The organism is Streptomyces sp. D2-8 (assembly GCF_023184515.1).
Classification (GTDB): domain Bacteria; phylum Actinomycetota; class Actinomycetes; order Streptomycetales; family Streptomycetaceae; genus Streptomyces.
Genome location: NZ_JAAHBP010000003.1, coordinates 178,311 through 199,741, shown reverse-complemented (window position 1 = coordinate 199,741; position 21,431 = coordinate 178,311). Strand labels below are relative to the sequence as shown.

The window sequence follows — 21,431 nt, the reverse complement described above, 5'->3', positions numbered from 1 at the left end:
CCGGGCGGCCCGGCGGACCAGGGCGCGGCTTGGGCGACGCGCCCAGGGCGGCCACTTCGGCGACCGGGGGCGCGCCGGGCCCGGGCAAGGCGACACCCTCACCGCGGCGGCCGACGGGGGGGACGCCGGTCAAGCAGCGTATCGCCACCGGCGCAGTCGGCTGTGACGTGCGTCAGGGCGAGGTCGCCACCGCAGGCCCCGTGGCCAGCGCCGTGCTCACCTCGCGCAGGATTCTCCCCAGACCGGGCGTCGACGCTCCGGCCCGTTCGGTCAGCTCCTCGGCCCGCTGGTCGGGAGTGCCGGCGCCGAGGAGGCCCGCCGCGGCGACGAGGGCGGCGACCGCGGCGTCCCGCTCGGAGATCTCGGCGGCCGGCAGCGGCCCGCGGAGGATCTGCCGCGTCTCCTCCCGCAGCACGTCGACGACAGCCACACGCTCCAGCGCGTACTCCACGGACGGGAACACACCGAGGACCCGTCTCTTCTCCGCCCGGAGGTAGCCCTCGGCCACCAGCTGCTCCCGCACGGCGTCGAAGGTCACCCGCGTCCGCAGCGTCACCCACGTGCGCCACGGGTGCGGGCACGACTCGCGGACGAGTTCGAGCAGCCCGTCGAGGACGGCGTCACCCGAGCTCGCATCCAGGTCGACCGGTGTGGCGATGCCGTCCTCGTCGGTGAGCAGCCCGCGCCGGGCCAGCTCGACGAGGGCGCCGGCCCGCACCAGGCCGGGCCGGTGTGCGCTGCCGTCGGCCGCCGGGTGCGCGGCGTCCCAGGCCAGCAGGCAGAGCCGGGCCGGCAGCGAGAGCGAGCCGTGCGGCACGGCGGCCTCCTCGGGGCAGGAAGATCGAGTTCCACGTTAATTCGTTGACAGGCTCAGAGCGTCCTCGTACGGTCTGAAGCGTCCTGTTGCCGCCGATTGGAGAAGGACGTTGCTCGTCTGAGGTCCTGAGACACCGCGTCACACCCCTGGGGTGTGTGCGCTGCGTGCGACCTCGGCGTTCGAGCCGTCCTCCGGTGCAGGGCATTTTTCATGTCCGTGACGTACCCATGGAGCCTCCTCCCCTGGTCGCAGGTGTCTCGACACGCGTTTGCCCCTGACCGCTTCGAGCAACCGCGAGTGAGGCCCCTATGCCTACTTCCATCACCGTCACGTCCCTCTCGTTCACCTGGCCCGACGGCACCCCCGTCTTCGAGGGCCTGGACGTCGCGTTCGGCCCCGGCCGGACCGGCCTGGTCGGCGTCAACGGGTCGGGAAAGTCAACCCTGTTGAAGCTGGTCGCCGGTGAACTCGCACCGGCCGACGGCACCGTCCGCGTGGCCGGCGAGGTCGGCTATCTCCCGCAGAACGTCACGCTCGACACCACCCTGCGCGTCGACGAGACCCTCGGCATCGCCGAACAGCGCGCCGCCCTGCACGCCATCGAGGCCGGTGACGTCTCCGAAGCGCATTTCGAGACCGTCGGCGATGACTGGGACGTCGAGGAGCGCGCCCTCGCCACCCTCGGCGAACTCAGCCTCGGACACGTCGAGTTGGACCGCACCATCGGCGAGGTGTCGGGCGGCGAGTCGGTCCTGCTGCGGCTGGCCGCACTACTGCTGCGGCGGCCCGACGTGCTGCTGCTGGACGAGCCGACCAACAACCTCGATCTGTACGCCCGCAGGCGGCTGTACTCGGCCGTCCAGTCCTGGCCGGGCGTGATGGTCGTCGTCAGCCACGACCGTGAACTGCTGGACCTCGTCGACCAGATCGCCGATCTGCGCCGAGTGAATCCTGCGGCGCGTAGCGCCTCGGTTGAGGGTGGTGGCGGGAGACGGGTGGGCGAGATCACCTGGTACGGCGGCAACTACTCCGACTACGAGGACGCACTGGAGATCGAGCAGGAGGCGGCCGAGCGCATGGTGCGCGTCGCCGAGTCCGACTTCCGCAAGCAGAAGCGCGAACTGACCGACGCCCAGGTCAAGCTGGCCCGCCGCAAGCGGTACGGGCAGAAGATGTGGGACCAGAAGCGCGAGCCGAAGATCGTCATGGGGGCGCGCAAGCGCGCGGCGCAGGAGTCCGCGGGCAAGCACCGCATCATGCACGAGGAGAAGCTCGCCGAGGCCAGGGAGCGGCTCGACGAGGCGGTGGTGGCCGTACGGGACGACGACGAGATCCGCGTCGACCTGCCGTACACGGCCGTGCCGCCGGGGCGTACCGTCCTCACCCTCCAGGATCTGGGGCTGCGGTACGGCGGCCGCGTACTGGGCGGTCTCGAGCTGCGCGGACCCGAGCGGGTCGCGCTGATCGGGCGCAACGGCGCGGGCAAGACCACGCTGCTGCGCACCGTCACCGGCGAACTCGAACCGGAGTCGGGCGACGTCCGGGCGCACGTCCCGCTGCGCTTCCTGCCGCAGCGGCTCGACGTCCTCGACGGGGAGCTGTCCGTCGCCGAGAACGTGGCCCGGTTCGCGCCCGGCGCCACCAACAACCGGGTCCGGGCGCGGCTGGCGCGCTTCCTGTTCCGGGGTGCCCGCGCCGACCAGAAGGCGGCGACGTTGTCCGGCGGCGAACGCTTCCGGGCCGCGCTGGCCGCGCTGATGCTGGCCGAGCCCGCGCCGCAGCTGCTCATGCTGGACGAGCCGACGAACAACCTCGACATGGCGAGCGTCCGGCAGCTCACCACGGCCCTGGAGTCGTACGAGGGAGCGCTGGTCGTGGCCAGCCACGACCTGCCGTTCCTGGAGTCGATCGGCATCACGCGCTGGCTGCTGCTGGAGGAGGGGAAACTGAAGGAAATCACGCCAGAGGCTGTCGGGTTTTCCTCCTAGCGTCGGTGGCATGACCGACTTCGCGCACGATGCCATCACCCTGACCGGAGCACGCGAGAACAACCTCAAGGACGTATCCCTCCGCATCCCGAAAGGCCGGCTGACCGTGTTCACCGGCGTTTCGGGATCGGGGAAGTCGTCCGTCGTCTTCGACACGATCGCGGTGGAGTCGCAGCGCCAGCTGAACGAGACGTATCCCTGGTTCGTCCGCAACCGGCTGCCCAAGTTCGAGCGGCCGCACGCGGACGGCCTGGAGGACCTCACCCCCGCGATCGTCGTCGACCAGCGGCAGGTCGGCGGCCACTCCCGGTCGACCGTCGGCACCATGACGGACGTCTATTCGGTGATCCGGGTACTGTTCTCCCGGCACGGCACCCCGAGCGCCGGAGCGGCGACGGCGTACTCGTTCAACGACCCGTCGGGCATGTGCCCCGCGTGCGACGGCCTCGGCCGGACGGTACGGCCCGACTGGGACCGCATCCTGGACCCGGGCCGCTCCCTCGCGGACGGGGCGGTCCGCTTCCCGCCCTTCGCCGCCGGGACCTGGCAGGGGCAGGCGTACACGAACAGCTCCGATCTCGACCCGCACAAGCCGGTGGGGCGGTTCACGGCCGCCGAGCGGGAGTTCCTGATGCGCGGGCGGCCCGGCAGCAAGGTCACCGTCAGCGGCACCGGCGGCACCTGGACCACCGAGTACGAGGGGCTGGCCGTCCGCTTCGAGCGGCTGTACCTGAAGCGGGACCTGTCGGCCATGAGCCAGAAGACCCGGGACCTGGTCCGCGCGTTCCTGGTGGAGGGCCCCTGCCCGGACTGCCGTGGAGCACGTCTGAACGCGGCGGCGCTCGCGACCCGGATCAACGGCCGGTCGATCGCCGACTGCACCCGTATGCAGGTCACGGACCTGATCACCGTACTGAAGGAGATCGACGACCCGGTGGCCGGACCGATCGCGCGGGCCGCCGTGGCCGCGCTGGAGCGCATCGAGGCGATCGGCCTCGGCTACCTCAGCCTCGACCGGGAGACGGCCACGCTCAGCGGCGGGGAGGGGCAGCGGCTGAAGACGGTGCGGCACCTCGGCTCCAGCCTGACCGGCATGACGTACATCTTCGACGAGCCGAGCGTCGGCCTGCACCCGCGGGACGTGGGCCGCCTCGGCGACCTGCTGCTGCGGCTGCGCGACAAGGGCAACACCGTGCTGGTCGTCGAGCACGACCCGGATGTCATCGCGCTCGCCGACCACGTCGTCGACATGGGGCCGGGCGCCGGTGCCGGCGGCGGCACGGTGGTCTTCGAGGGGACCCCGCGGGAACTGGCCGTGTCCGGCACGCTCACCGGGCGCTGCCTGCGCACCCGCACGGCGGTCAAGGACGAGGTGCGGGAGCCCACCGGCGAGCTGTGGGTCAAGGGCGCCGACCGGCACAACCTGCGGGACGTGACCGTACGGTTCCCGGCCGGTGTGCTCACGGCGGTGACCGGGGTCGCGGGGTCCGGAAAGAGCACCCTGGCCGGGGAATTCACCGCGGCGCACGACGAGGCCGTGGTCGTCGACCAGTCGTCGATCGGCATCTCGGGCCGCTCCACCCCGGCGACGTACCTGGGGATCATGGACACGGTCCGGAAGATCTTCGCCCGTGAGACGGGGGCCGGGGCGGGCTTCTTCAGCTTCAACTCCTCGGGGGCCTGCGGCACCTGCGAGGGCCGGGGCATCATCTACACCGACCTCGCCTTCATGGACCCGGTGACGACGACCTGCCACGACTGCGAGGGGCGGCGCTTCAAGGAGGAGGTGCTGCGGCTCACGGTGAAGGGCAGTTCCATCGCGGACGTCCTGGAGATGACGGCCGAGCAGGCGCTGGGCTTCTTCGACGACACGGGCGTACGGCGCCGGCTGCACGCCCTGCGGGACGTCGGACTCACCTATCTGACGCTGGGACAGCCCCTCTCCACGCTCTCCGGCGGCGAGCGGCAGCGCATCAAACTGGCCACGCGACTGCACCGGACGGGCGCGGTCTACGTGCTCGACGAACCGACGACCGGCCTGCACATGGCGGACGTGGAGGGGCTCGTCGCCCTGCTGGACCGGCTGGTCGACTCGGGCAACACCGTGGTCGTCGTCGAGCACAACCTCGACGTGATCGCCCGGGCCGACTGGGTGATCGACCTCGGCCCGGACGGCGGCCGGGCCGGCGGCGAGGTCGTCTTCGAGGGGACGCCTCGACAACTGCTGAAGGCGCAGGGGTCGTTCACGGGCGAGCATCTGCGGCGGGCGGTGCGGCATCGCACGTGAGCGTCTGACGGACGCGCCGGGCCGGGTCGCCGCTGCGATGGTCACGGTGACGCCGCCCGGCATCCCGGTCCTGATGCCGGGCGAGAGCGTCGGAGAGCCGGACGGCCCCCTCCTGCGCCACCTCGGCGCCCTGGAGTCCTTCGACCGCCGCTTCCCCGGCTTCGGCAGCGAGACACACGGGGTGACCCGCGACCCCGACACCGGCGACTACCTGATCGAGTGCCTGCGTCCGGACGAGCGGGAAGGTGCCGCCGGTGCGGTGACGCCTGCGCAGCGACAGGGTCTGGAGGGTGCTGGGTCGGTGGGGTGATCCGGAGGGGGCCCTCGCTGAACCGCCGGCTCGGGCTGCTCGACGCCGGCGGCCGCCTGAGTTCCCCTCTCCCCCCCTCAGCCCCTCCGTCCCTCCCCAGGGCTGTCCTCTCCCCCGTTCGCCCTGCATGATGGCGGCCGACGCCCCGATGGGTTCCGGACGATCCCGGAGGCTCTGTGGGTGCGGTCCCGACACGTCCCATCCGATACGGAGTCACGCTCGTGCCCAGCAAGAAGGCCCTCGTCCGCCGCCCCAGCCCGCGCCTCGGCGAAGGGCTGGTGACGCACATCGAGCGGGAGAAGGTCGACGCCGACCTCGCCGTCGAGCAGTGGGAGGCGTATGTGGAGGCCCTGCGCACGCACGGCTGGGAGACCATCGAGGTGGACTCGGCCGACGACTGCCCGGACTCGGTGTTCGTCGAGGACACCGTCGTGATGTACAAGAACGTGGCCCTGATCGCCCGCCCGGGCGCCGAGTCCCGGCGTGACGAGACCGCCGGCATCGAGGAGGCCGTGGCCGGTCTGGGCTGCTCGGTGAACTGGATCTGGGAGCCGGGCACGCTGGAGGGCGGCGACGTCCTGAAGATCGGCGACACCGTCTACGTGGGACGGGGCGGGCGCACCAACGCCGCCGGCGTCCAGCAGTTGCGCGCCGCGTTCGAGCCGCTCGGCGCGCGGGTCGTCGCCGTACCGGTGAGCAAGGTGCTGCACCTGAAGTCGGCGGTCACGGCGCTGCCGGACGGCACGGTCATCGGGCACATCCCCAAGATGGACACGCCCTCGCTGTTCGCGCGCTTCCTGCCGGTCCCGGAGGAGGCCGGGTCACACGTCGTCCTGCTCGGCGGCGCCAAGCTGCTGATGGCGGCGAGCGCGCCGAAGACCGCCGAGCTGTTCGCCGACCTCGGGTACGAACCGGTCGTCGTGGACATCAGCGAGTTCGAGAAGCTCGAGGGATGTGTGACGTGCCTCTCGGTGCGGCTGCGGGATCTCTACGCCTGACCGGACCCCGCACGCCCCCGTCCCACCCTCGACCTGCGGGTCCGGGGAGCTGACACGCAGGAGAGCGACCCCGCTGATCAGCGGTCTTTACAGCACCCTTAACCTACGGCATCGTAACCTACGGCAACGTAGCCTACGATGCCGTAGGTTTACCGCACACCGCTCATACGCTTGTCCCCCTGGAGAGTCCATGACGATCACCACTCCCCACCTCGGCAGCCCGGCCGGCGCCTGGACCGACGCTCAGCTGCTGTACGCCCTGGAGGAAGTGGTCGAGAAGGAACTCAACCGGCATCTGAAGGTCGCCAAGGACTGGATGCCGCACGAGTACGTGCCGTGGAGCGACGGCCGCAACTTCCCCGGCGTCTTCGAGGACGGCGAGGCCTGGGAGAAGGAGCAGTCCAAGGTCACCGAGATCGGCCGTATCGCGCTCGTCGTCAACCTTCTGACCGAGGACAATCTGCCCAGCTACCACCACGAGATCGCCTCGCTGTTCGGCCGCGACGGCGCCTGGGGTACCTGGGTGCACCGCTGGACCGCGGAGGAGGGCCGGCACGGCATCGTGATGCGCGACTACCTGCTCACCTCGCGCGCGGTGGACCCGGACAAGCTGGAGGAGTTCCGGATGTCCCACATGAGCGAGGGCTTCGAGTCGGACAACCGGCACTCGATGCTGCACTCGGTCGCCTACGTGGCCTTCCAGGAGCTCGCGACCCGCGTCTCGCACCGCAACACCGGCCACCAGTCCGGTGACCCCGTCTGCGACCGCATGCTGGCGCGCATCGCCACCGACGAGAACCTGCACATGGTCTTCTACCGGAACCTGCTGAAGGCGGCCTTCGAGCTGGCGCCCGACCTGACGATGCAGGCGGTGCGCGACGTCATCGTGAACTTCCGCATGCCCGGCCACGGCATGCCCGGCTTCGAGCGGGCCGCCGCGCAGATGGCGATCGGCGAGATCTACAACATGCGCATCCACCACGACGACGTGCTCCAGCCCGTGCTGCGCTTCCTGAAGATCATGGAGATCGACGGCCTGGGCCCCGAGGGCCGCAAGGCGCAGGAGGAGCTGGGCCTGTACATGGGCGGTCTGGACTCCGAGGCGTCGAAGTTCGACGCGAAGCTGGCCGCCCGCAAGGCCCGCATGGCGGCCCGGGCCGGCGCCTGACGCCGACCCGCACACACGGCCACAGGGCCCCGGCCGCCACGAGCGGCCGGGGCCTTGTGCGATGTCCGGCAGCGGACGTGGCGGGCCCGGGAGACCCCACCCCGGGTGGCGGCTACCGCGACACCCGCCGCAGCTCCAGCCGCTCCTTCTCCGAAAGACCGCCCCAGACGCCGAAGCGCTCGTCGTGGTCCAGCGCGTACGCGAGACAGGCCGCACGGATCGGGCACATACCGCAGATCCGCTTCGCCTCCCGCACCGAACTGCCCGGCTCGGGGAAGAAGAAGTCCGCCCCCGTCTGCGCGCACAACGCCTCTTGCTGCCATTCCAGTTCGGGCGAGGTGATCGTGTCGATGTGCATGACCGAAAGCGTTGCGGGCAGCGAAAAACGTTCGATCAACGCGGGATCAACGCCGCGTTCACTGGCCCCCGGCCGCTTCGATGGTCGCCCGCCGGACGGGCCGACGCACGGCGGCGCGCGGAAACACCGGAAACCACGTTCCGGCGGCGCTCCGGCGGCGGTCGCCACCGGGCGGTGCAAGACTCGGCAGAACGGACGACGGGCCCCTGCGCGAGGAGGGCGACGATGCTCACCACCCGTTATGTCACCGGTGCTCCGAACTGGATCGATCTCGGCACCCCCGACATCGACGGCGCCGCCGCCTTCTACGGCGGGTTGTTCGGCTGGCGGTTCCAGCCGGGCGGCCCGGAGGTCGGAGGGTACGGCCTCTTCCAGCTCGGCGGCAGGACGGCCGCCGGTGGCATGCAGACCACGCCGGAGCAGGGCCCGCCCTCCTGGACGGTGTACTTCCAGGCGCCGGACGCGGACGCCACGGCCCGGGCGGCCGAGCAGGCGCGCGGCTCGGTGGCGGTACAGCCGATGGACGTTCAGGACCTGGGCCGGATGGCGATCCTCACCGACCGGGCCGGGGTGCCCTTCGGCCTGTGGCAGCCGGGCCGCAACCAGGGCCTGGAGGTGGTCCAGGAGCCCGGCTCGCTGTGCTGGGTCGAGCTGTACACGGCGGACGTCCCGGCCGCGGCCGCCTTCTACCACTCCGTGCTCGGTCTGGAGACCTTCGGTGCGGACTTCGCGGGCGGCACCTACACCACGTTCGCCCCCGCCGGGGAGAGCGAGGACGCCATGTTCGGCGGGGTCGTCCCCCTGACCGACGACCCGGGCGAGGAGGAGGCGTACTGGCTGCCGTACTTCGAGGTGGCCGACACGGACGCCGTCGTCGCCAGGGCCGAGGAGCTGGGCGGCACGGTCCGCCTCCCCGCCACGGACCTCCCGTCCGTCGGCCGTCTCGCCAAACTCGCCGATCCGCACGGCGCCCGCTTCGCGGTGATCCGCAGCGAGCCGCGGCAGGGCTGAGGCCGGCCACGGGCTGTCACGAAAGCGGCGCCTGCCGCACGATGCCCGGCACGCCTGCGCGCCGCACCGCCCGCAGGCCCGCCCGGAGCGAGGGCTCGTCGGGCGGCGGGCCGAGAGCCGCACCGGACGCCGCGCGGCCGCCGTCCTCCGGGCGACGACGCCCCTTTCGCAGCAGGCCTACGCGGACCCGCGCCGCACCAGTGTCGTCGGCAGCACCACGCTCGACGGCGTCGCCCCGACGCCCTCCCGCGGGACGTCCCGGTCGAGGTCGCGCAGCAGCAGGCGGGCCATCAGGCGGCCCATCTCCTCGATGTCCTGACGAACCGTGGTGAGCGGCGGGTCGGTCTGTTCCGCGACGGGCCGCATGTCGTCGAAGCCGATCACGGCCACGTCGTCGGGGATGCGGCGGCCCGACTCGCGCAGGACGCGCAGCGCCCCGGAGGCCATGAGGTCGTTGGCGGCGAACACCGCGTCCACGTCCGGGCAGCGGTCGAGGAGTTCGCGCATCGCCCGCTCGCCGCCGGCCGGGGTGAAGTCGGCCTCGGCGATCAGCCGCGGGTCGGCGTCCACCATGACGTCCCGGTAGCCGTCGAGGCGGTCCGCGGCGGAGGTCTGGTCGAGGGCGCCGGTGATGTGCGCGATTCGGGTGCGTCCGAGGCCGGCCAGGTGGCGGACGGCGTCACGGGCGCCGCCGCGGTTGTCGCTGTCGACGTAGACCACCGCGCGCCGGTCGCCGCTCCAGCCGGGCCGGCCGCCGAAGACGGTGGGGACACCGGCTCGCTGGATGAGCTCCGGCAGCGGGTCGTCGAGGTGCAGGGAGAAGACGAGGGCGCCGTCGACATGTCCGCCGGCGAGGTACCGGCCGACCCGGGCATGGTCGTCCCGGCCCTCCGTGAGCAGCAGCACGAGCTGGTTGTCGTGGGCGGTGAGCTCTTTGCTGATGCCGCGCAGCTGGAGCGCGAAGAACGGGTCGGCGAAGACCCGGGTCTCCGGTTCGGCGACGACGACCGCGACCGCGTCGTGCCGCCGGGTCACCAGGGAGCGGGCGGCCTGGTTGGGCACGTACCCGAGCTCGTCCACGGCTTTGCGGACCCGCTCCACCAGGATCTCCCGCACCCCGTCCCCACCGTTGACCACGCGGGACACGGTGGCCCGCGAGACACCGGCCCGGGCGGCCACGGCCTCCAGGGTGGGACGCGGCGCTGTGTCGGTCACTTCGGGGCTCCTCACCTGCGGCTGCGGATCAGGATAGCCCCGGGACGCAGCGTGGTGAGAGCGCTCTCGCGTGCTCCGGAGCGCAGCCGCCCGGTCAGTGCTCGTGGCCGCCGCCCGGCGGCTCCTCCCCGTGCTCGTGCGGGTCGTACCCCGGAATGGTCCCGTCCGGCTTCTTCACCAGGAACAGTCCGACCATCCCCATGTCGGAGTGACTCTGGACATGGCAGTGGTACATCCAGGCGCCGGCGCCGACCCCCTCCCCCGCGATCACCTGGAAGCCGAAGGAGTCGGCCGGGCCCGTGATCTTGTTGTCGATGACCTGGCTGGGGTCCTCGGGGCCGGTCAGCATGCCGGTGCGGTTGTCCGCCCAGCGATGACCGTGCATGTGGAACGTGTGGTAGAACTCGCCGTGCGTGATCACGATGAACTCGACGCGATCCCCGACCGTGGCCTCGAAGTCCGGCCCGGAGTGCGGCGGCTTGTTGTTGATGCGCATGTCGTTGAAGACGACCGTGTGCGTCCGGTCCGGCAGGACGTCGCCCTTGCGGCGGACGACGACCGGGCCGTAGAGGCCCTTCTGGAGCCCCTGCGTCCCGTGCTCCGTGCCGACGACGTGGTCGTGGTAGTGCCAGTAGCCCGCGCTGCCCGAGCGCCAGGTGCCGTCCCTCCGGCGGCCGGGGGCGTGGGTGCGCCAGGTGTAGGTGCGGGTGCCGCCCGGCTCGACATGACTGCGGTTCAGTTTCGTTCCGTCGCTGGTGATCTCGTAGTCCAGGCCGTGGACGTGCAGGCTCACCGCCACGTCCATGGTGTTCTCGAACTCGACGTGCAGCGTGTCGCCCTCGTTGAGTTCGATCAGCGGGCCCGGGATGCTCGCCTTGCCCTTCTCCAGGCCGTAGCCCATCTGCCCGTCGGGGAGCTTCTCGGCGTAGAGCCTGATGCGCTTCACCTCGCCCCCGGCGGGCGCCGTCTTCGCCGGTCCGGCGGCGCTCACGGCCTCCGGCGCCACGGACAACGATGTCGCGACGGCCGCGCCGCCCAGCAGGACCCGCCGGTTGAAGCTGCGTCTGTCCATGCGGAACTCCCCACCCTGGTAAGGCACTTACGGAGGCGTACCTGTGATGAACCTGTGCGACGGTACCGGCCGAGCTCCCGTTTATCCACACTCAAGACAAAGTTGAGGCCATCCCGGTCATAGGTATTGGCGAGACATGCAAAGGGGTTTAGCTTCCTTGGCGGTGTTGCTGTGGCCGAGGAGGTGCCCATGCACTTACGAGGGTTGAGCAAGAGAAGACGCGTCTGGGCGGCGTCCGTCGCCGCCGGGGTCGTGACGGCGGGACTGCTGTCCGGCCCCACCGCGAACGCGCGCCCCTATCCCGAACCCCCGCTGACAACGATGTCGATCAAGTCGCCGCCGGGCGGCGCGAACGTACGGGTGCTGATCTTCCACGGTTCGGCGGCGGCCGGGGAGGAGTCCCCGGTCGTGAACGCCGGGATCGAGGCCATCGAGGAGATCGGTCTTTCGGGCCCGGCGAACCGCCGCTTCAAGGTCCAGGCCACCGACGACGCCTCGGTGTTCACCGACGAGACGAGGCTCGGCCGCTTCAACGCGATCGTGTTCCTGACCGGCGGGGGCGATGTCCTCGACGCGGAGCAGGAGGCGGGCCTGGAGGCCTATATGGAGGCCGGCGGCGGGTTCGTCGGCATTCATGACGCGGCGCGCGCGGAGCCGTACTCGGACTGGTTCACCGGGCTGGTCGGTGCCCGCCCGGCCGCGTCGAGCCCGACGGCCGTCCAGCGGGCGACCGTCGAGGTCGGCGACCGCGGGCATCCGGCCACCAAGAATCTGCCGGTGCGGTGGAAGCGCCCGGACCAGTGGCTGAACTGGGTGAAGAACCCGTCGGGTGACGTGCATACGGTGGCCCGGGTCCGCGAGTCGACATACCGGCCCGGCACGGGTGCCAACGGCTGGGACCATCCCGTCAGTTGGTGCCGGGACTACGACGGCGGCCGCTCCTTCTACACGGGCATGGGCGGGACGGTGTCGTCGTACGACGAGACCGACTTCCGCGATCATCTGCGCGGTGCGCTGCTGTGGACGACCCGTCTGGAGCAGGCCGACTGCAAGGCGACCATCAACGCCAACTACGCGGCGGAGCGGCTGACCAAGCCCAACCAGCCGGGGCAGAACGACCAGATCGGCGAGCCGCACGGGCTGGTCACCGCACCGGACGGCCGGGTGTTCTACATCGGCCGGGGCGGTGCCGACTCCTCGCAGCCCGTGGTCACGGACTGGAACAACCCCGACATCGGCAAGGGCAAGGGCGAGATCCACGTCTACGACCCGAAGACCAAACAGGTCACCCTGGCCGGTGCGCTCACCGTCTTCGGCAACAAGGGCGGCGGCGACGAACTGGTCAAGGTCGAGGAGGGACTGCTCGGCATCGAGCTGGACCCGGGGTTCGCGCAGAACGGCTGGGTGTATCTGCACTACACGCCGCACGCGCGGATCAACCGCGAGACGCGGATGGCCGAGCGGCGGGTCTCCCGGTTCACACTCGACCGGGCCACGAACAGGCTGGACCTCGGCAGTGAGAAGGTGCTGCTGAAGTGGCCGGTGCAGATCCACAGTTGCTGCCACGCGGGCGGCGGGATGGCCTGGGACTCCAAGGGCAACCTGTACATCGCCACGGGTGACAACAACTCCAGCGGGTTCAGCGGCGGTTACTCGGGCAACAACCCGGAGCCGGACTACAAGGGCGTCTCCTTCGCGGACGCACGCCGCACCGCCGGCAACACCAACAACCTCAACGGCAAGATCCTGCGCATCCACCCGGAGCCGGACGGGACGTACACGCTCCCCGAGGGCAACCTCTTCACCGGGAAGGAGCCCGACGAGGGCGGCGGAAAGACGCGCGGCGAGATCTATGTGATGGGCGTCCGCAACCCGGCACGCATCTCCGTCGACACGTCGACCGATGTGCTCTACGCGGGCTGGGTCGGCCCGGACGCGAGCGCGCCCTCGACGACCTGGGGCCCGGCCAAGTACGACACGTTCGCCGCCATCACCGAGGCGGGCAACCGCGGCTGGCCGTACTGCATGGGCAACAAGCAGCCCTACCGGGACCGCAATCTGCCGGACCCGTCCAAGCCGCTGGGCTGGTACGACTGCGACCACCCGAAGAACGAGTCGCCGAACAACGACGGCCTGGTGAACCTGCCGCCGGTGACCGGCAACAACATCTGGTACTCGCCCTCGGGCGGCGGTCCTGACTACCCACGCGACGCGAACGGCGTCCCGTCGTACAAGCCGGAGGAGGCCACGTACCGGCTGCCCTGGCTGAAGGGCGGCGGGCAGGCCGCGATGAACGGGCCGGTCTACCGGTACGACACGGTCGCGGCCGACAGCGCGGTCAAGTGGCCGTCGTACTGGGACGGCAAGTGGTTCGTCGGTGACTTCTACGACGCCGACCAGCCGCGCAACGCGGTGCTCATGGACCCGAAGACGCAAGGGGACGGCGGTCTGCCGGTGCACTCGGAGTCACTGAAGAAGATCGTGCCGGTCGGCAACGACGGCATCAGGAACCTCATGGACTGGAAGTTCGGTCCGGACGGCGCGCTGTACGTCCTCGACTACGGGCGCGGCTTCTTCACCTCGGACTCCAAGTCGGCCCTGTGGCGGGTCACCTACAAGGGCGGCGGGCCGACCCCGGCCGCCGCTCGGCTGGCGAGGGGGACCGAGTGATCCGGCAACGAAGAATCTGGGCCGCCCTGCTGGCCGCCCTGCTGATGCTGCTCGGGCTGCAGGCGCTGCCCGCGGCCTCCGAGCCGAAGGCACAGGCCGCCGAGCAGGTGCTGACCTGGACGGCCGGCAACGACATCGACAAGTACCTCTCGGCGCCGAAGACGGCGGTCGCGGGCACGGCCACGATCGTCTTCGAGAACAGCGCGGCCACCGGCAACACCACGGGCATGCCGCACACGCTGACGTTCGTGACCAGCGACCCCGAGTTCAACGACGATGTGCAGCTCAACATCCTGGCCAACCCCAACGACGCCCAGGGCGGCAAGCACACCGCCCAGGTCACGCTCACGCCGGGCCGGTACTTCTACCACTGCACGATCCCCGGCCACGGCCAGATGCAGGGCATCCTCACGGTGACCGAGGGCACCGGCGAGGACACCACGGCGCCCGAGGCGTCCGCGCACGTGAGCGGCACGCAGAACGCGCAGGGCGAGTACGTCGGCTCGGCGAGCGTGGCGCTGCACGCCACCGACGAGGGCGGCTCCGGCGTCGACCGGATCGAGTACGCGCTCGGCGACGCGGGTGCCTGGCAGCCGTACACCACGCCGGTCGTCGTCGACCAGGTCGGCAGCCACAAGGTCCGCTACCGGGCGTTCGACAAGGCGGGGAACGTGTCCGCCGAGCGGAGCGCCGAGTTCACGGTCGTGGCGCCGCAGTCGGACGACACCACCGCGCCGGAGACCTCGGCGACGGTGAGCGGTGAACGCGACGCCGACGGGGCGTACATCGACATGGCGACGGTCACCGTCTCCGCGTCCGACACGGGAACCGGCGTCAACACGATCGAGTACGCCGTAGGTTCCGGCGCCTGGCAGCCGTACACCGCGCCCGTGATGGTGCACGAGGCGGGCGCGCACACCGTCCGCTACCGCGCCACCGACAAGGCGGGCAATGTGGCGGCGGAGAAGAGCGTGCGGTTCACGGTGGTCGCGGCGCCGCCGCAGGACACCACACCGCCGGTGACGGGCGTGGCCGTGGAGGGCACGAAGAACTCCGACGGGGCGTACGTCAACAGTGCCCGGGTGACGGTCACGGCGACGGACGAACACGGGTCGGGCGTCGAGAGGATCGAGTACTCGCTGGACGGCGGCCCGTACCTGGCATACTCGGCGCCGGTGGTGGTCGACCGGGCCGGTGCGCATACCGTGGCGTACCGGGCGACGGACAAGGCGGGCAACACCGCGGCGGCCCGCACGGTGACCTTCACGGTCGTCTCCGGGCAGGTCCCGGCCCCGAACTGCCCCGAGTACGACGAGCGCTTGACGGTGATCGTCGGCACGGTCGACTCGGGCGTGCGCAACCGGGTCACCGACAACCGGTGCCGGATCGGCGAGCTGATCGAGGACGAGAAGGAGTGGACGTCCCAGGCGCTGTTCCTCAAGCATGTGACGGCCGTGCTCGACGACCTGCTGAAGGAAGGGGTCGTCGACCAGCGGGAGTCCAGGGCGATCCGGAAGGCGGCCCGCGAGTCGGGTATCGGCAAGCCGGGGCAGACCGAGGGCTACCGTGCGCTCTTCGACGGCACGGCGGAGTCCCTCGGCAAGTGGCAGCAGGTGGGCGGCGGTTCGTTCGGGCTGAACCCCGACGGGACGATCACCTCCGGCACCACGACGCCCGGGCTGGGCATGCTGTGGTTCCCGCAGCGCAAGTACGGCGACTTCTCGCTGAAGCTCCAGTGGCGTGACGACGCCCCGGGCACGGGCAACGCCAACTCCGGTGTGTTCGTGCGCTTCCCGTGGGTCCACGACCACCCGGAGGAGTCCCGGCCGGAGTGGGTCGCCATCAAGTACGGGCACGAGGTGCAGGTGTTCGACCGGCCCGACGGCGACATGTACAAGACGGGTTCGGTCTACGGGTTCGACCGGGTGGGCCTGGCCGGCGCGGGCGTGACGCAGAAGGGCACCTGGAACGACTACGAGATCCGGGTGGAGGGCCAGCACTACTCGGTGTTCCGCAACGGTGTGCTGATCAACGAGTTCGACAACACCGGCGGCCAGGAGTTCAGCCCGCCCCGCTCGGACGACCCGGGCACGGACGGGCGGCGGTTCGCCTCCGGCTACATCGGGCTCCAGGTGCACGGCACGACGGATGTGGTCTCGTACCGGGACATCCGGATCAAGGAGCTGTAGGAGGCTCCTTCTCCTTGCGGGCCCTGCTCGGCTGTACCCGTCTGGGTTCTCCCGGCATCTTCGGATACTCGGGCGGGTACGGCAGGTCCCCGAGCCCGTGGTCGTGTTCGTCGCGGCGGGCGAGGTCCAGCAGGGCTTCCAGGGAGTAGCGCGTGTCGTCCATGTCCGCGTGCACGTCGCCGAGTTCGGCGAAGCGCGCGGGCATGGTCGCGAGGTCGAAGTCCTGGGGGTGCGCGACCCCGACCTCGTCCCAGCGCAGGGGCGCGGAGACGGGGGCGTGCGGGCGGGGGCGTACGGAGTAGGCGGAGGCGATCGTGCGGTCGCGTGCGGTCTGGTTGTAGTCCAGGAAGATGCGCTCGCCCCGCTCCTCCTTCCACCACTTGATGGTCACGTGCTCGGGCATCCGCCGTTCCATCTCCCGGCCGACGGCGATGGCGGCGCGCCGGACCTGGGTGAAGGTCCAGCGCGGTTCGATGGGCACGAAGACGTGCAGGCCCCGGCCGCCCGACGTCTTGGGGAAGCCGCGCAGTCCGCCGAACTCGTCGAGCACCGACCGGAGTTCGTGGGCGGCGCGGACGGCGTCGTCGTAGTCGGTGCCGGGCTGCGGGTCGAGGTCGATGCGGAGTTCGTCCGGGTGGTCGACGTCGTCGCGGCGCACCGGCCAGGGGTGGAAGGTGAGGGTGCCGAACTGGGCGGCCCACACCACCGCTCCCGCCTCGGTGGGGCACATCTCGTCGGCGCTGCGGCCGCTGGGGAAGGTGATGTGCGCGGTCGGGATCCAGTCGGGCATGTTCTTGGGCGCCCGCTTCTGGAAGAAGTTCTCGCCGTTCATGCCCTCCGGGTAGCGCTCCAGGGTGGTCGGCCGGTCGCGCAGGGCGCGCAGGATGCCGGGGCCGACGGCGATGTAGTAGCGGGCGAGGTCCAGCTTGGTGAAGCCGCGCTCGGGGAAGAACATCTTGTCCGGGCTGGACAGCCGCACGGTCCGCCCGCCGACCTCCAGTTCCACCGCGTCACCCATGCTCGCCACGGTAGGCGTCGCCCGCACACCTCGCATATCGGGCACAACGGGGTGTATCAGAGCAGAATCGAGCCATGGACCTGCCGGTGATGCCCCCCGTCCTGCCGATGCTCGCCAAGTCGGTCGCGGCGATCCCCGCGGGCATGCAGTATGAGGCCAAGTGGGACGGGTTCCGGGCGATCGTGTTCCGCGACGGGGACGAGGTCGAGCTGGGCAGCCGTACCGGGAAGCCACTGACCAGGTACTTCCCCGAGCTGGTGGCGGCCGTGCGGGAGCGGTTGCCCGAGCGGTGCGTGGTGGACGGGGAGATCGTGATCGCGCGGGAGGGGCATCTGGACTTCGACGCACTGACGGAGCGAATCCATCCGGCGGACTCGCGGGTGCGGATGCTGGCCGAGCGGACGCCGGCCTCGCTCGTCGCGTTCGATCTGCTGGCGCTGGACGACGCGTCGCTGATGGACGCCCCGCTGACCGAGCGTCGGGAGCGGCTGTCCGGGGAGCTGTCCGGAGTGAGGGCGCCGGTGCACCTGGCGCCCGCGACCACCGACATCGAGGTGGCGCGGCGGTGGTTCGAGGAGTACGAGGGGGCCGGGCTCGACGGTGTCATCGCCAAGCCGCTGACCGTGCGCTACCGGCCTGACCAGCGCGCCATGTTCAAGATCAAGCACGAGCGGACGGCGGATGTCGTGGTCGCCGGGTACCGGCTGCACAAGAGCGGCCCGGTCGTCGGTTCGCTGCTGCTCGGCCTGTACGACGACCACGGGGCCCTCCAGCACGTGGGGGTGTCCGCCGCCTTCACGATGAAGCGGCGCGCCGAGCTGGTGGAGGAGCTGGAGCCGCTGCGCCTGGACGACGTGGCGGGGCATCCGTGGGCGGCCTGGTCCGAGGAGGCCGCCCACGAGAAGGCCCGGCTGCCGGGGGCGCCTAGCCGCTGGTCGGGCCGCAAGGACCTGTCGTGGGTGCCGCTCCGGCCGGACCGGGTGGCCGAGGTGGCGTACGACCACATGGAGAACGGGCAGCGCTTCCGGCACACTGCCCGTTTCCGCCGCTGGCGCCCGGACCGCACACCCTCCAGCTGCACCTACGCGCAGCTGGAGGAGCCGGTCCGCTACGACCTGGCGGAGATCCTCGGCGTCTAGTGCCGCGGCAGGCGACGTTTGCCCGTCAAGGAGCGGCGTCCGGTGCGTGCTCTCGGCGTGCCGGCCGGAAGCCCTCGTACTGGACGTACTTGGGCTTTCGGCCGGTGCGGCGAGTGGGGGTCCCCCCTGCTCGAAGAGCTTGGGGGAGCGTGCCGGGCGTCGCGACGGGGCGAACGTTGCCTGTCGCGGCACTAGGGAGCGTCAGGGCTGCATCAGGATCTTGACCGCGCCGTCCTGCTTGCGCTGGAACATCTCGTACGCGTGCGGAGCCTCCGACAACGGCACCCGGTGGGTGGCGAAGTCGTCCACGCCTAGGGGGTCCTCGTCGGTCAGGTACGGGATGATGTCGTCGCTCCAGCGGCGGACGTTGGCCTGGCCCATCCGCATCTGGATCTGCTTGTCGAACAGGGTGAGCAGCGGCAGCGGGTCCGCCATGCCGCCGTAGACGCCGGACAGTGAGATGGTGCCGCCGCGGCGCACCAGTTCGATGGCGGTGTGGAGCGCGGCGAGGCGGTCGATGCTGAAACGCTCGGCGATCGGGCCGCCCAGCTTGCGGGGCAGGATCGCCGCGGCGTTCTGCACCATGCGCGCGGCCGCGCTGCCGTGGGCCTCGGTGCCGACGGCGTCGATCACGGCGTCGGGGCCACGGCCGTCGGTCTGGTCGCGGATCGCTTCGACGAGTTCCTTCTCGTCGTCGAAGGACCGCAGGTCGAAGGTCTCCACGCCCCGTGCCTTCGCCCGGCGCAGCCGCTCCGGGACCAGGTCCACGCCGAAGACCCGGCCGGCGCCCTGTACCTGGGCGACGCGGCAGGCCATGTCGCCGATGGGGCCGAGGCCGAGCACGGCGACGCTGCCGCCCTTCGGGACGTCGGCGTAGGCGACCGCCTGCCAGGCGGTGGGCAGGACATCCGAGAGGTAGACGAAACGGTCGTCGGGCGGCCCCTCGGGGACCTTGATCGGGCCGAACTGTGCCTGCGGGACCCGCAGGTACTCGGCCTGGGCGCCCGGCACCGCGCCGTACAGGCGGGTGTAGCCGAACAGGGCGGCGCCCATGCCCTCGCCCTGCACCTGGGTGGTCTCGCACTGGGTGGGCAGGCCGGTGAGGCACATCCAGCAGTTGCCGCAGGCGATCTGGAACGGCACCACGACCCGGTCCCCCACCTGCAGGTCCGGTACGCCGGCGCCGACCTCCTCCACGATGCCCATGGGTTCATGGCCGAGGATGTCGCCCGGGGTCATGAACGGGGTGAGCACTTCGTACAGGTGCAGGTCGGAGCCGCACAGCCCGGTGGAGGTGATGCGGATGACCGCGTCCGTCGGCTCCTGGATCGTCGGATCGGGCACGTTCTCCACCCGCACGTCCCGCTTGCCCTGCCAGGTCACTGCCCTCATCGCCTCGCGCTCCCTCCGTCAGCGTGCGCGTCGGTCGTACGGCCACGTCCGGGTACCCGGACGCCCCGCGCTGAACCTTGAGCCGATCGACGGACGCGGCGGAGACACTTCCCCGTCAAGAACGATCGACTATGGCCATCAATGTTCAGATAAGCGCACAATCAAGGCAGATCGATGACATGAGGCGCGGTGGCGACGGTGGGCATGGGACGAGGGGCGCGCAGACGGCGCGCCGCGACGACGGCGGCGCTGCTGGCCGCCACGGTGACGGCCGCGCTGGCGGCGGGCTGCACGAGCGGGGGCGGACCGGGCGACGACGGACGGGGAGCACCGAAGATGTCCGAGCAGGGGGCGTCACCCTCGGCGACCGGCACCTCCGCCCTCGCGGTCAAGATCGACAATGCCGCCCCGGCCCGTCCGCACACGGGTGTCGACGCCGCGGACGTGGTCTACGCGGAGCAGGTCGAGGGCGGGCTGAGCCGGCTGATGGCGGTGTACGCGACCCGGCTGCCGAAGACGGTCGGGCCGGTGCGCAGCGCACGCGAGTCGGATCTTGAGCTGCTGCGCCAGTACGGCCGGCCCACGCTCGCCTTCTCCGGCGCGCAGAAGAAGCTCCTGCCGCTGATCGACGAGGCGCCGCTGCGGGCGGAGACGCCGGGCAACGCCGCCGACGCCTACTTCCGCGGCTCCGGCAAACCCGCCCCGCACAACCTCTACCTGCGGCCCGAGCGGATCGTGCCAAAGGCCCCGGGCCAGGCCGCCCTGACCACCGGATTCCGCTACGGACCGGCACCCGAGGGCGGCACGGCGACGGACTCGCGGACGGTGCGCTACCCGGCGGCCCGGTTCACCTTCACCTGGTCGGACTCCCGCGACCGCTGGCTGATCGGCATGGACGGCACGCCCGCGACGACGGCCGACGGCGAGCGGATGGCGGCCGCGACGGTCGTCGTGCAGTACGTGAAGGTGCGCGAGTCCGCCTTCCGGGACTTCCTCGGCAACAACACGCCGTACACCGAGACGGTCGGCTCGGGGAAGGCGAAGGTGCTGCGCGACGGGCGGGCCTGGGACGTGAACTGGACGCGGGAGAACGCCGCGGACGGCACGACGTTCACCACCGGCGACGGCACACCGGTGAACTTCGCGAAGGGCCAGGTGTGGGTGGTGTTCGCCAAGAACCCCTGACCGGGCCGTTCGAGCCGCGTCCGTCAGTGGGGCGCCACCAGGGGCTCCCCGGGATCGCGCAGCCCCTCGGCCGCGTCCGCGACCCGCCGGATGAGGTCGAAGAACACCGTCCGCTCGTCGGCGGTCAGCGGGGCGAGGAACACCTGGTTCATCCGGGCGGTGCGCACGGTCAGCTTGCGATGCGTGCGCGCCCCCTCGTCCGTGAGATGCAGCAGGGAACGGCGGCCGTCCTGGGGGTCTCGGACCTTGTCGAGCAGTCCGCGCCGGCTGAGCCGGCTGATCACCTCGGCGATGGTGGACCGGTCGAGCCCCACCCGCTCCCCCACCGTGCGCTGGTCCAGGCCCGGCTCGGCGACGAGCGCGTTGAGGACCGCGAACTGGGGCGAGGTGATCTCCTCGGAGACCATCGCGTTCCACAGCAGGTAGTGCGCCTGCTGGAGCCGCCGGGCCAGGTGCCCGGGGTGGGTGGTGAGGTCCGCGGCCGCCATGTGCACCCCTCGGTCGTTTTCGTCGGTGCACTGAACAATACTCAACGCGTCGGCCGCTGTCTGCTGTCCGCACAAAGGATCGCAGGCGGATATGCCGAGGTCTTGACGCCCCACCGTCCCGATGGC

Annotated in this window: 16 protein-coding genes and 1 pseudogene; 10 read left to right on the top strand and 7 right to left on the bottom strand. The window is 71.1% G+C overall.

Features of this window, described 5'->3' with window-relative positions:
- Positions 1 to 172: 172 nt before the first annotated feature.
- Positions 173 to 817 (bottom strand): GPP34 family phosphoprotein, encoded by a 645-nt coding sequence (locus G3I77_RS07250; protein ID WP_248501759.1) that lies wholly within the window; start codon positions 815 to 817, stop codon positions 173 to 175.
- Between the two features lie 308 nt (positions 818 to 1,125).
- Here G3I77_RS07250 and G3I77_RS07245 point away from each other — a divergent pair, with 308 nt between their 5' ends.
- The 5 genes and pseudogenes from G3I77_RS07245 to G3I77_RS07225 all read left to right on the top strand — a co-directional run bounded on the left by G3I77_RS07245 (position 1,126) and on the right by G3I77_RS07225 (position 7,568).
- Complete coding sequence (locus tag G3I77_RS07245) at positions 1,126 to 2,805, top strand: ABC-F family ATP-binding cassette domain-containing protein (RefSeq protein WP_248501758.1); 1,680 nt, start codon at positions 1,126 to 1,128, stop codon at positions 2,803 to 2,805.
- Positions 2,806 to 2,815: 10 nt separating this feature from the next.
- Entirely contained in the window at positions 2,816 to 5,092 is a 2,277-nt protein-coding gene (locus G3I77_RS07240) for an excinuclease ABC subunit UvrA (RefSeq protein WP_248501757.1), read from the top strand.
- A pseudogene (locus G3I77_RS07235) lies at positions 5,073 to 5,402 on the top strand (arginine decarboxylase); the annotation flags it as partial. The gene G3I77_RS07240 and the pseudogene G3I77_RS07235, both read left to right, overlap by 20 nt.
- 221 nt (positions 5,403 to 5,623) lie before the next feature.
- Positions 5,624 to 6,400, top strand: a complete 777-nt coding sequence (gene ddaH / locus G3I77_RS07230) for a dimethylargininase (protein ID WP_248501756.1) — start codon at positions 5,624 to 5,626, stop codon at positions 6,398 to 6,400.
- Positions 6,401 to 6,590: 190 nt separating this feature from the next.
- On the top strand, positions 6,591 to 7,568 hold the full coding sequence (locus G3I77_RS07225) for an acyl-ACP desaturase (protein WP_248501755.1): 978 nt from the start codon (positions 6,591 to 6,593) through the stop codon (positions 7,566 to 7,568).
- Between the two features lie 112 nt (positions 7,569 to 7,680).
- Here G3I77_RS07225 and G3I77_RS07220 read toward each other — a convergent pair whose 3' ends face one another.
- Positions 7,681 to 7,926, bottom strand: a complete 246-nt coding sequence (locus tag G3I77_RS07220) for a WhiB family transcriptional regulator (RefSeq protein ID WP_051814551.1) — start codon at positions 7,924 to 7,926, stop codon at positions 7,681 to 7,683.
- Positions 7,927 to 8,151: 225 nt separating this feature from the next.
- Between G3I77_RS07220 and G3I77_RS07215 the strand changes: the two genes are divergently transcribed.
- Positions 8,152 to 8,937: a VOC family protein gene (locus G3I77_RS07215; RefSeq protein ID WP_248501754.1), complete on the top strand. Its 786-nt coding sequence runs from the start codon at positions 8,152 to 8,154 to the stop codon at positions 8,935 to 8,937.
- Positions 8,938 to 9,114: 177 nt separating this feature from the next.
- Here G3I77_RS07215 and G3I77_RS07210 read toward each other — a convergent pair whose 3' ends face one another.
- Together G3I77_RS07210 and G3I77_RS07205 are read right to left on the bottom strand one after the other, a co-directional pair.
- A complete protein-coding gene (locus G3I77_RS07210) occupies positions 9,115 to 10,152 on the bottom strand; it encodes a LacI family DNA-binding transcriptional regulator (RefSeq protein ID WP_248501753.1) in 1,038 nt (345 codons plus the stop codon).
- A 94-nt stretch (positions 10,153 to 10,246) separates the two neighbouring features.
- Positions 10,247 to 11,224, bottom strand: a complete 978-nt coding sequence (locus G3I77_RS07205; protein ID WP_248501752.1) for a multicopper oxidase domain-containing protein — start codon at positions 11,222 to 11,224, stop codon at positions 10,247 to 10,249.
- Positions 11,225 to 11,413: 189 nt separating this feature from the next.
- Between G3I77_RS07205 and G3I77_RS07200 the strand changes: the two genes are divergently transcribed.
- The gene (locus G3I77_RS07200) at positions 11,414 to 13,894 is read left to right on the top strand and encodes a ThuA domain-containing protein (protein ID WP_248501751.1); all 2,481 of its coding nucleotides are present in this window, start codon (positions 11,414 to 11,416) and stop codon (positions 13,892 to 13,894) included.
- 44 nt (positions 13,895 to 13,938) lie between these two features.
- Positions 13,939 to 16,083: an OmpL47-type beta-barrel domain-containing protein gene (locus G3I77_RS07195; protein WP_248502588.1), complete on the top strand. Its 2,145-nt coding sequence runs from the start codon at positions 13,939 to 13,941 to the stop codon at positions 16,081 to 16,083.
- Here G3I77_RS07195 and ligD read toward each other — a convergent pair.
- The gene (ligD, locus tag G3I77_RS07190) at positions 16,070 to 17,101 is read right to left on the bottom strand and encodes a non-homologous end-joining DNA ligase (protein ID WP_248501750.1); all 1,032 of its coding nucleotides are present in this window, start codon (positions 17,099 to 17,101) and stop codon (positions 16,070 to 16,072) included. The two genes, G3I77_RS07195 and ligD, sit on opposite strands and share 14 nt — an antisense overlap.
- A 74-nt stretch (positions 17,102 to 17,175) precedes the next feature.
- Between ligD and G3I77_RS07185 the strand changes: the two genes are divergently transcribed.
- Positions 17,176 to 18,240, top strand: coding sequence for an ATP-dependent DNA ligase (locus G3I77_RS07185; RefSeq protein WP_248501749.1), 1,065 nt, complete (start codon positions 17,176 to 17,178; stop codon positions 18,238 to 18,240).
- 201 nt (positions 18,241 to 18,441) lie between these two features.
- Here G3I77_RS07185 and G3I77_RS07180 read toward each other — a convergent pair whose 3' ends face one another.
- Entirely contained in the window at positions 18,442 to 19,632 is a 1,191-nt protein-coding gene (locus tag G3I77_RS07180) for a zinc-dependent alcohol dehydrogenase (protein WP_248501748.1), read from the bottom strand.
- Positions 19,633 to 19,836: 204 nt separating this feature from the next.
- Here G3I77_RS07180 and G3I77_RS07175 point away from each other — a divergent pair, with 204 nt between their 5' ends.
- Positions 19,837 to 20,817 carry a DUF3048 domain-containing protein gene (locus G3I77_RS07175; RefSeq protein WP_248501747.1) on the top strand — a complete coding sequence of 327 codons (981 nt, stop codon included), beginning with the start codon at positions 19,837 to 19,839 and terminating at the stop codon, positions 20,815 to 20,817.
- Positions 20,818 to 20,840: 23 nt separating this feature from the next.
- Here the strand turns inward: G3I77_RS07175 and G3I77_RS07170 are convergent, their stop codons facing one another.
- A complete protein-coding gene (locus G3I77_RS07170) occupies positions 20,841 to 21,305 on the bottom strand; it encodes a MarR family winged helix-turn-helix transcriptional regulator (protein WP_248501746.1) in 465 nt (154 codons plus the stop codon).
- Positions 21,306 to 21,431 lie beyond the last annotated feature (126 nt).

Bases quoted from the DNA above. Each gene is read 5' to 3' on its own strand.
- G3I77_RS07245 (WP_248501758.1), top strand. From the start codon at position 1,126: ATGCCTACTTCCATCACCGTCACGTCCCTCTCGTTCACCTGGCCCGAC.
- G3I77_RS07240 (WP_248501757.1), top strand. From the start codon at position 2,816: ATGACCGACTTCGCGCACGATGCCATCACCCTGACCGGAGCACGCGAG.
- G3I77_RS07225 (WP_248501755.1), top strand. From the start codon at position 6,591: ATGACGATCACCACTCCCCACCTCGGCAGCCCGGCCGGCGCCTGGACC.
- G3I77_RS07220 (WP_051814551.1), bottom strand. From the start codon at position 7,926: ATGCACATCGACACGATCACCTCGCCCGAACTGGAATGGCAGCAAGAG.
- G3I77_RS07215 (WP_248501754.1), top strand. From the start codon at position 8,152: ATGCTCACCACCCGTTATGTCACCGGTGCTCCGAACTGGATCGATCTC.
- G3I77_RS07205 (WP_248501752.1), bottom strand. From the start codon at position 11,224: ATGGACAGACGCAGCTTCAACCGGCGGGTCCTGCTGGGCGGCGCGGCC.
- G3I77_RS07200 (WP_248501751.1), top strand. From the start codon at position 11,414: ATGCACTTACGAGGGTTGAGCAAGAGAAGACGCGTCTGGGCGGCGTCC.
- G3I77_RS07195 (WP_248502588.1), top strand. From the start codon at position 13,939: ATGCTGCTCGGGCTGCAGGCGCTGCCCGCGGCCTCCGAGCCGAAGGCA.
- ligD (WP_248501750.1), bottom strand. From the start codon at position 17,101: ATGGGTGACGCGGTGGAACTGGAGGTCGGCGGGCGGACCGTGCGGCTG.
- G3I77_RS07185 (WP_248501749.1), top strand. From the start codon at position 17,176: ATGGACCTGCCGGTGATGCCCCCCGTCCTGCCGATGCTCGCCAAGTCG.
- G3I77_RS07180 (WP_248501748.1), bottom strand. From the start codon at position 19,632: ATGAGGGCAGTGACCTGGCAGGGCAAGCGGGACGTGCGGGTGGAGAAC.
- G3I77_RS07175 (WP_248501747.1), top strand. From the start codon at position 19,837: ATGGGACGAGGGGCGCGCAGACGGCGCGCCGCGACGACGGCGGCGCTG.
- G3I77_RS07170 (WP_248501746.1), bottom strand. From the start codon at position 21,305: ATGGCGGCCGCGGACCTCACCACCCACCCCGGGCACCTGGCCCGGCGG.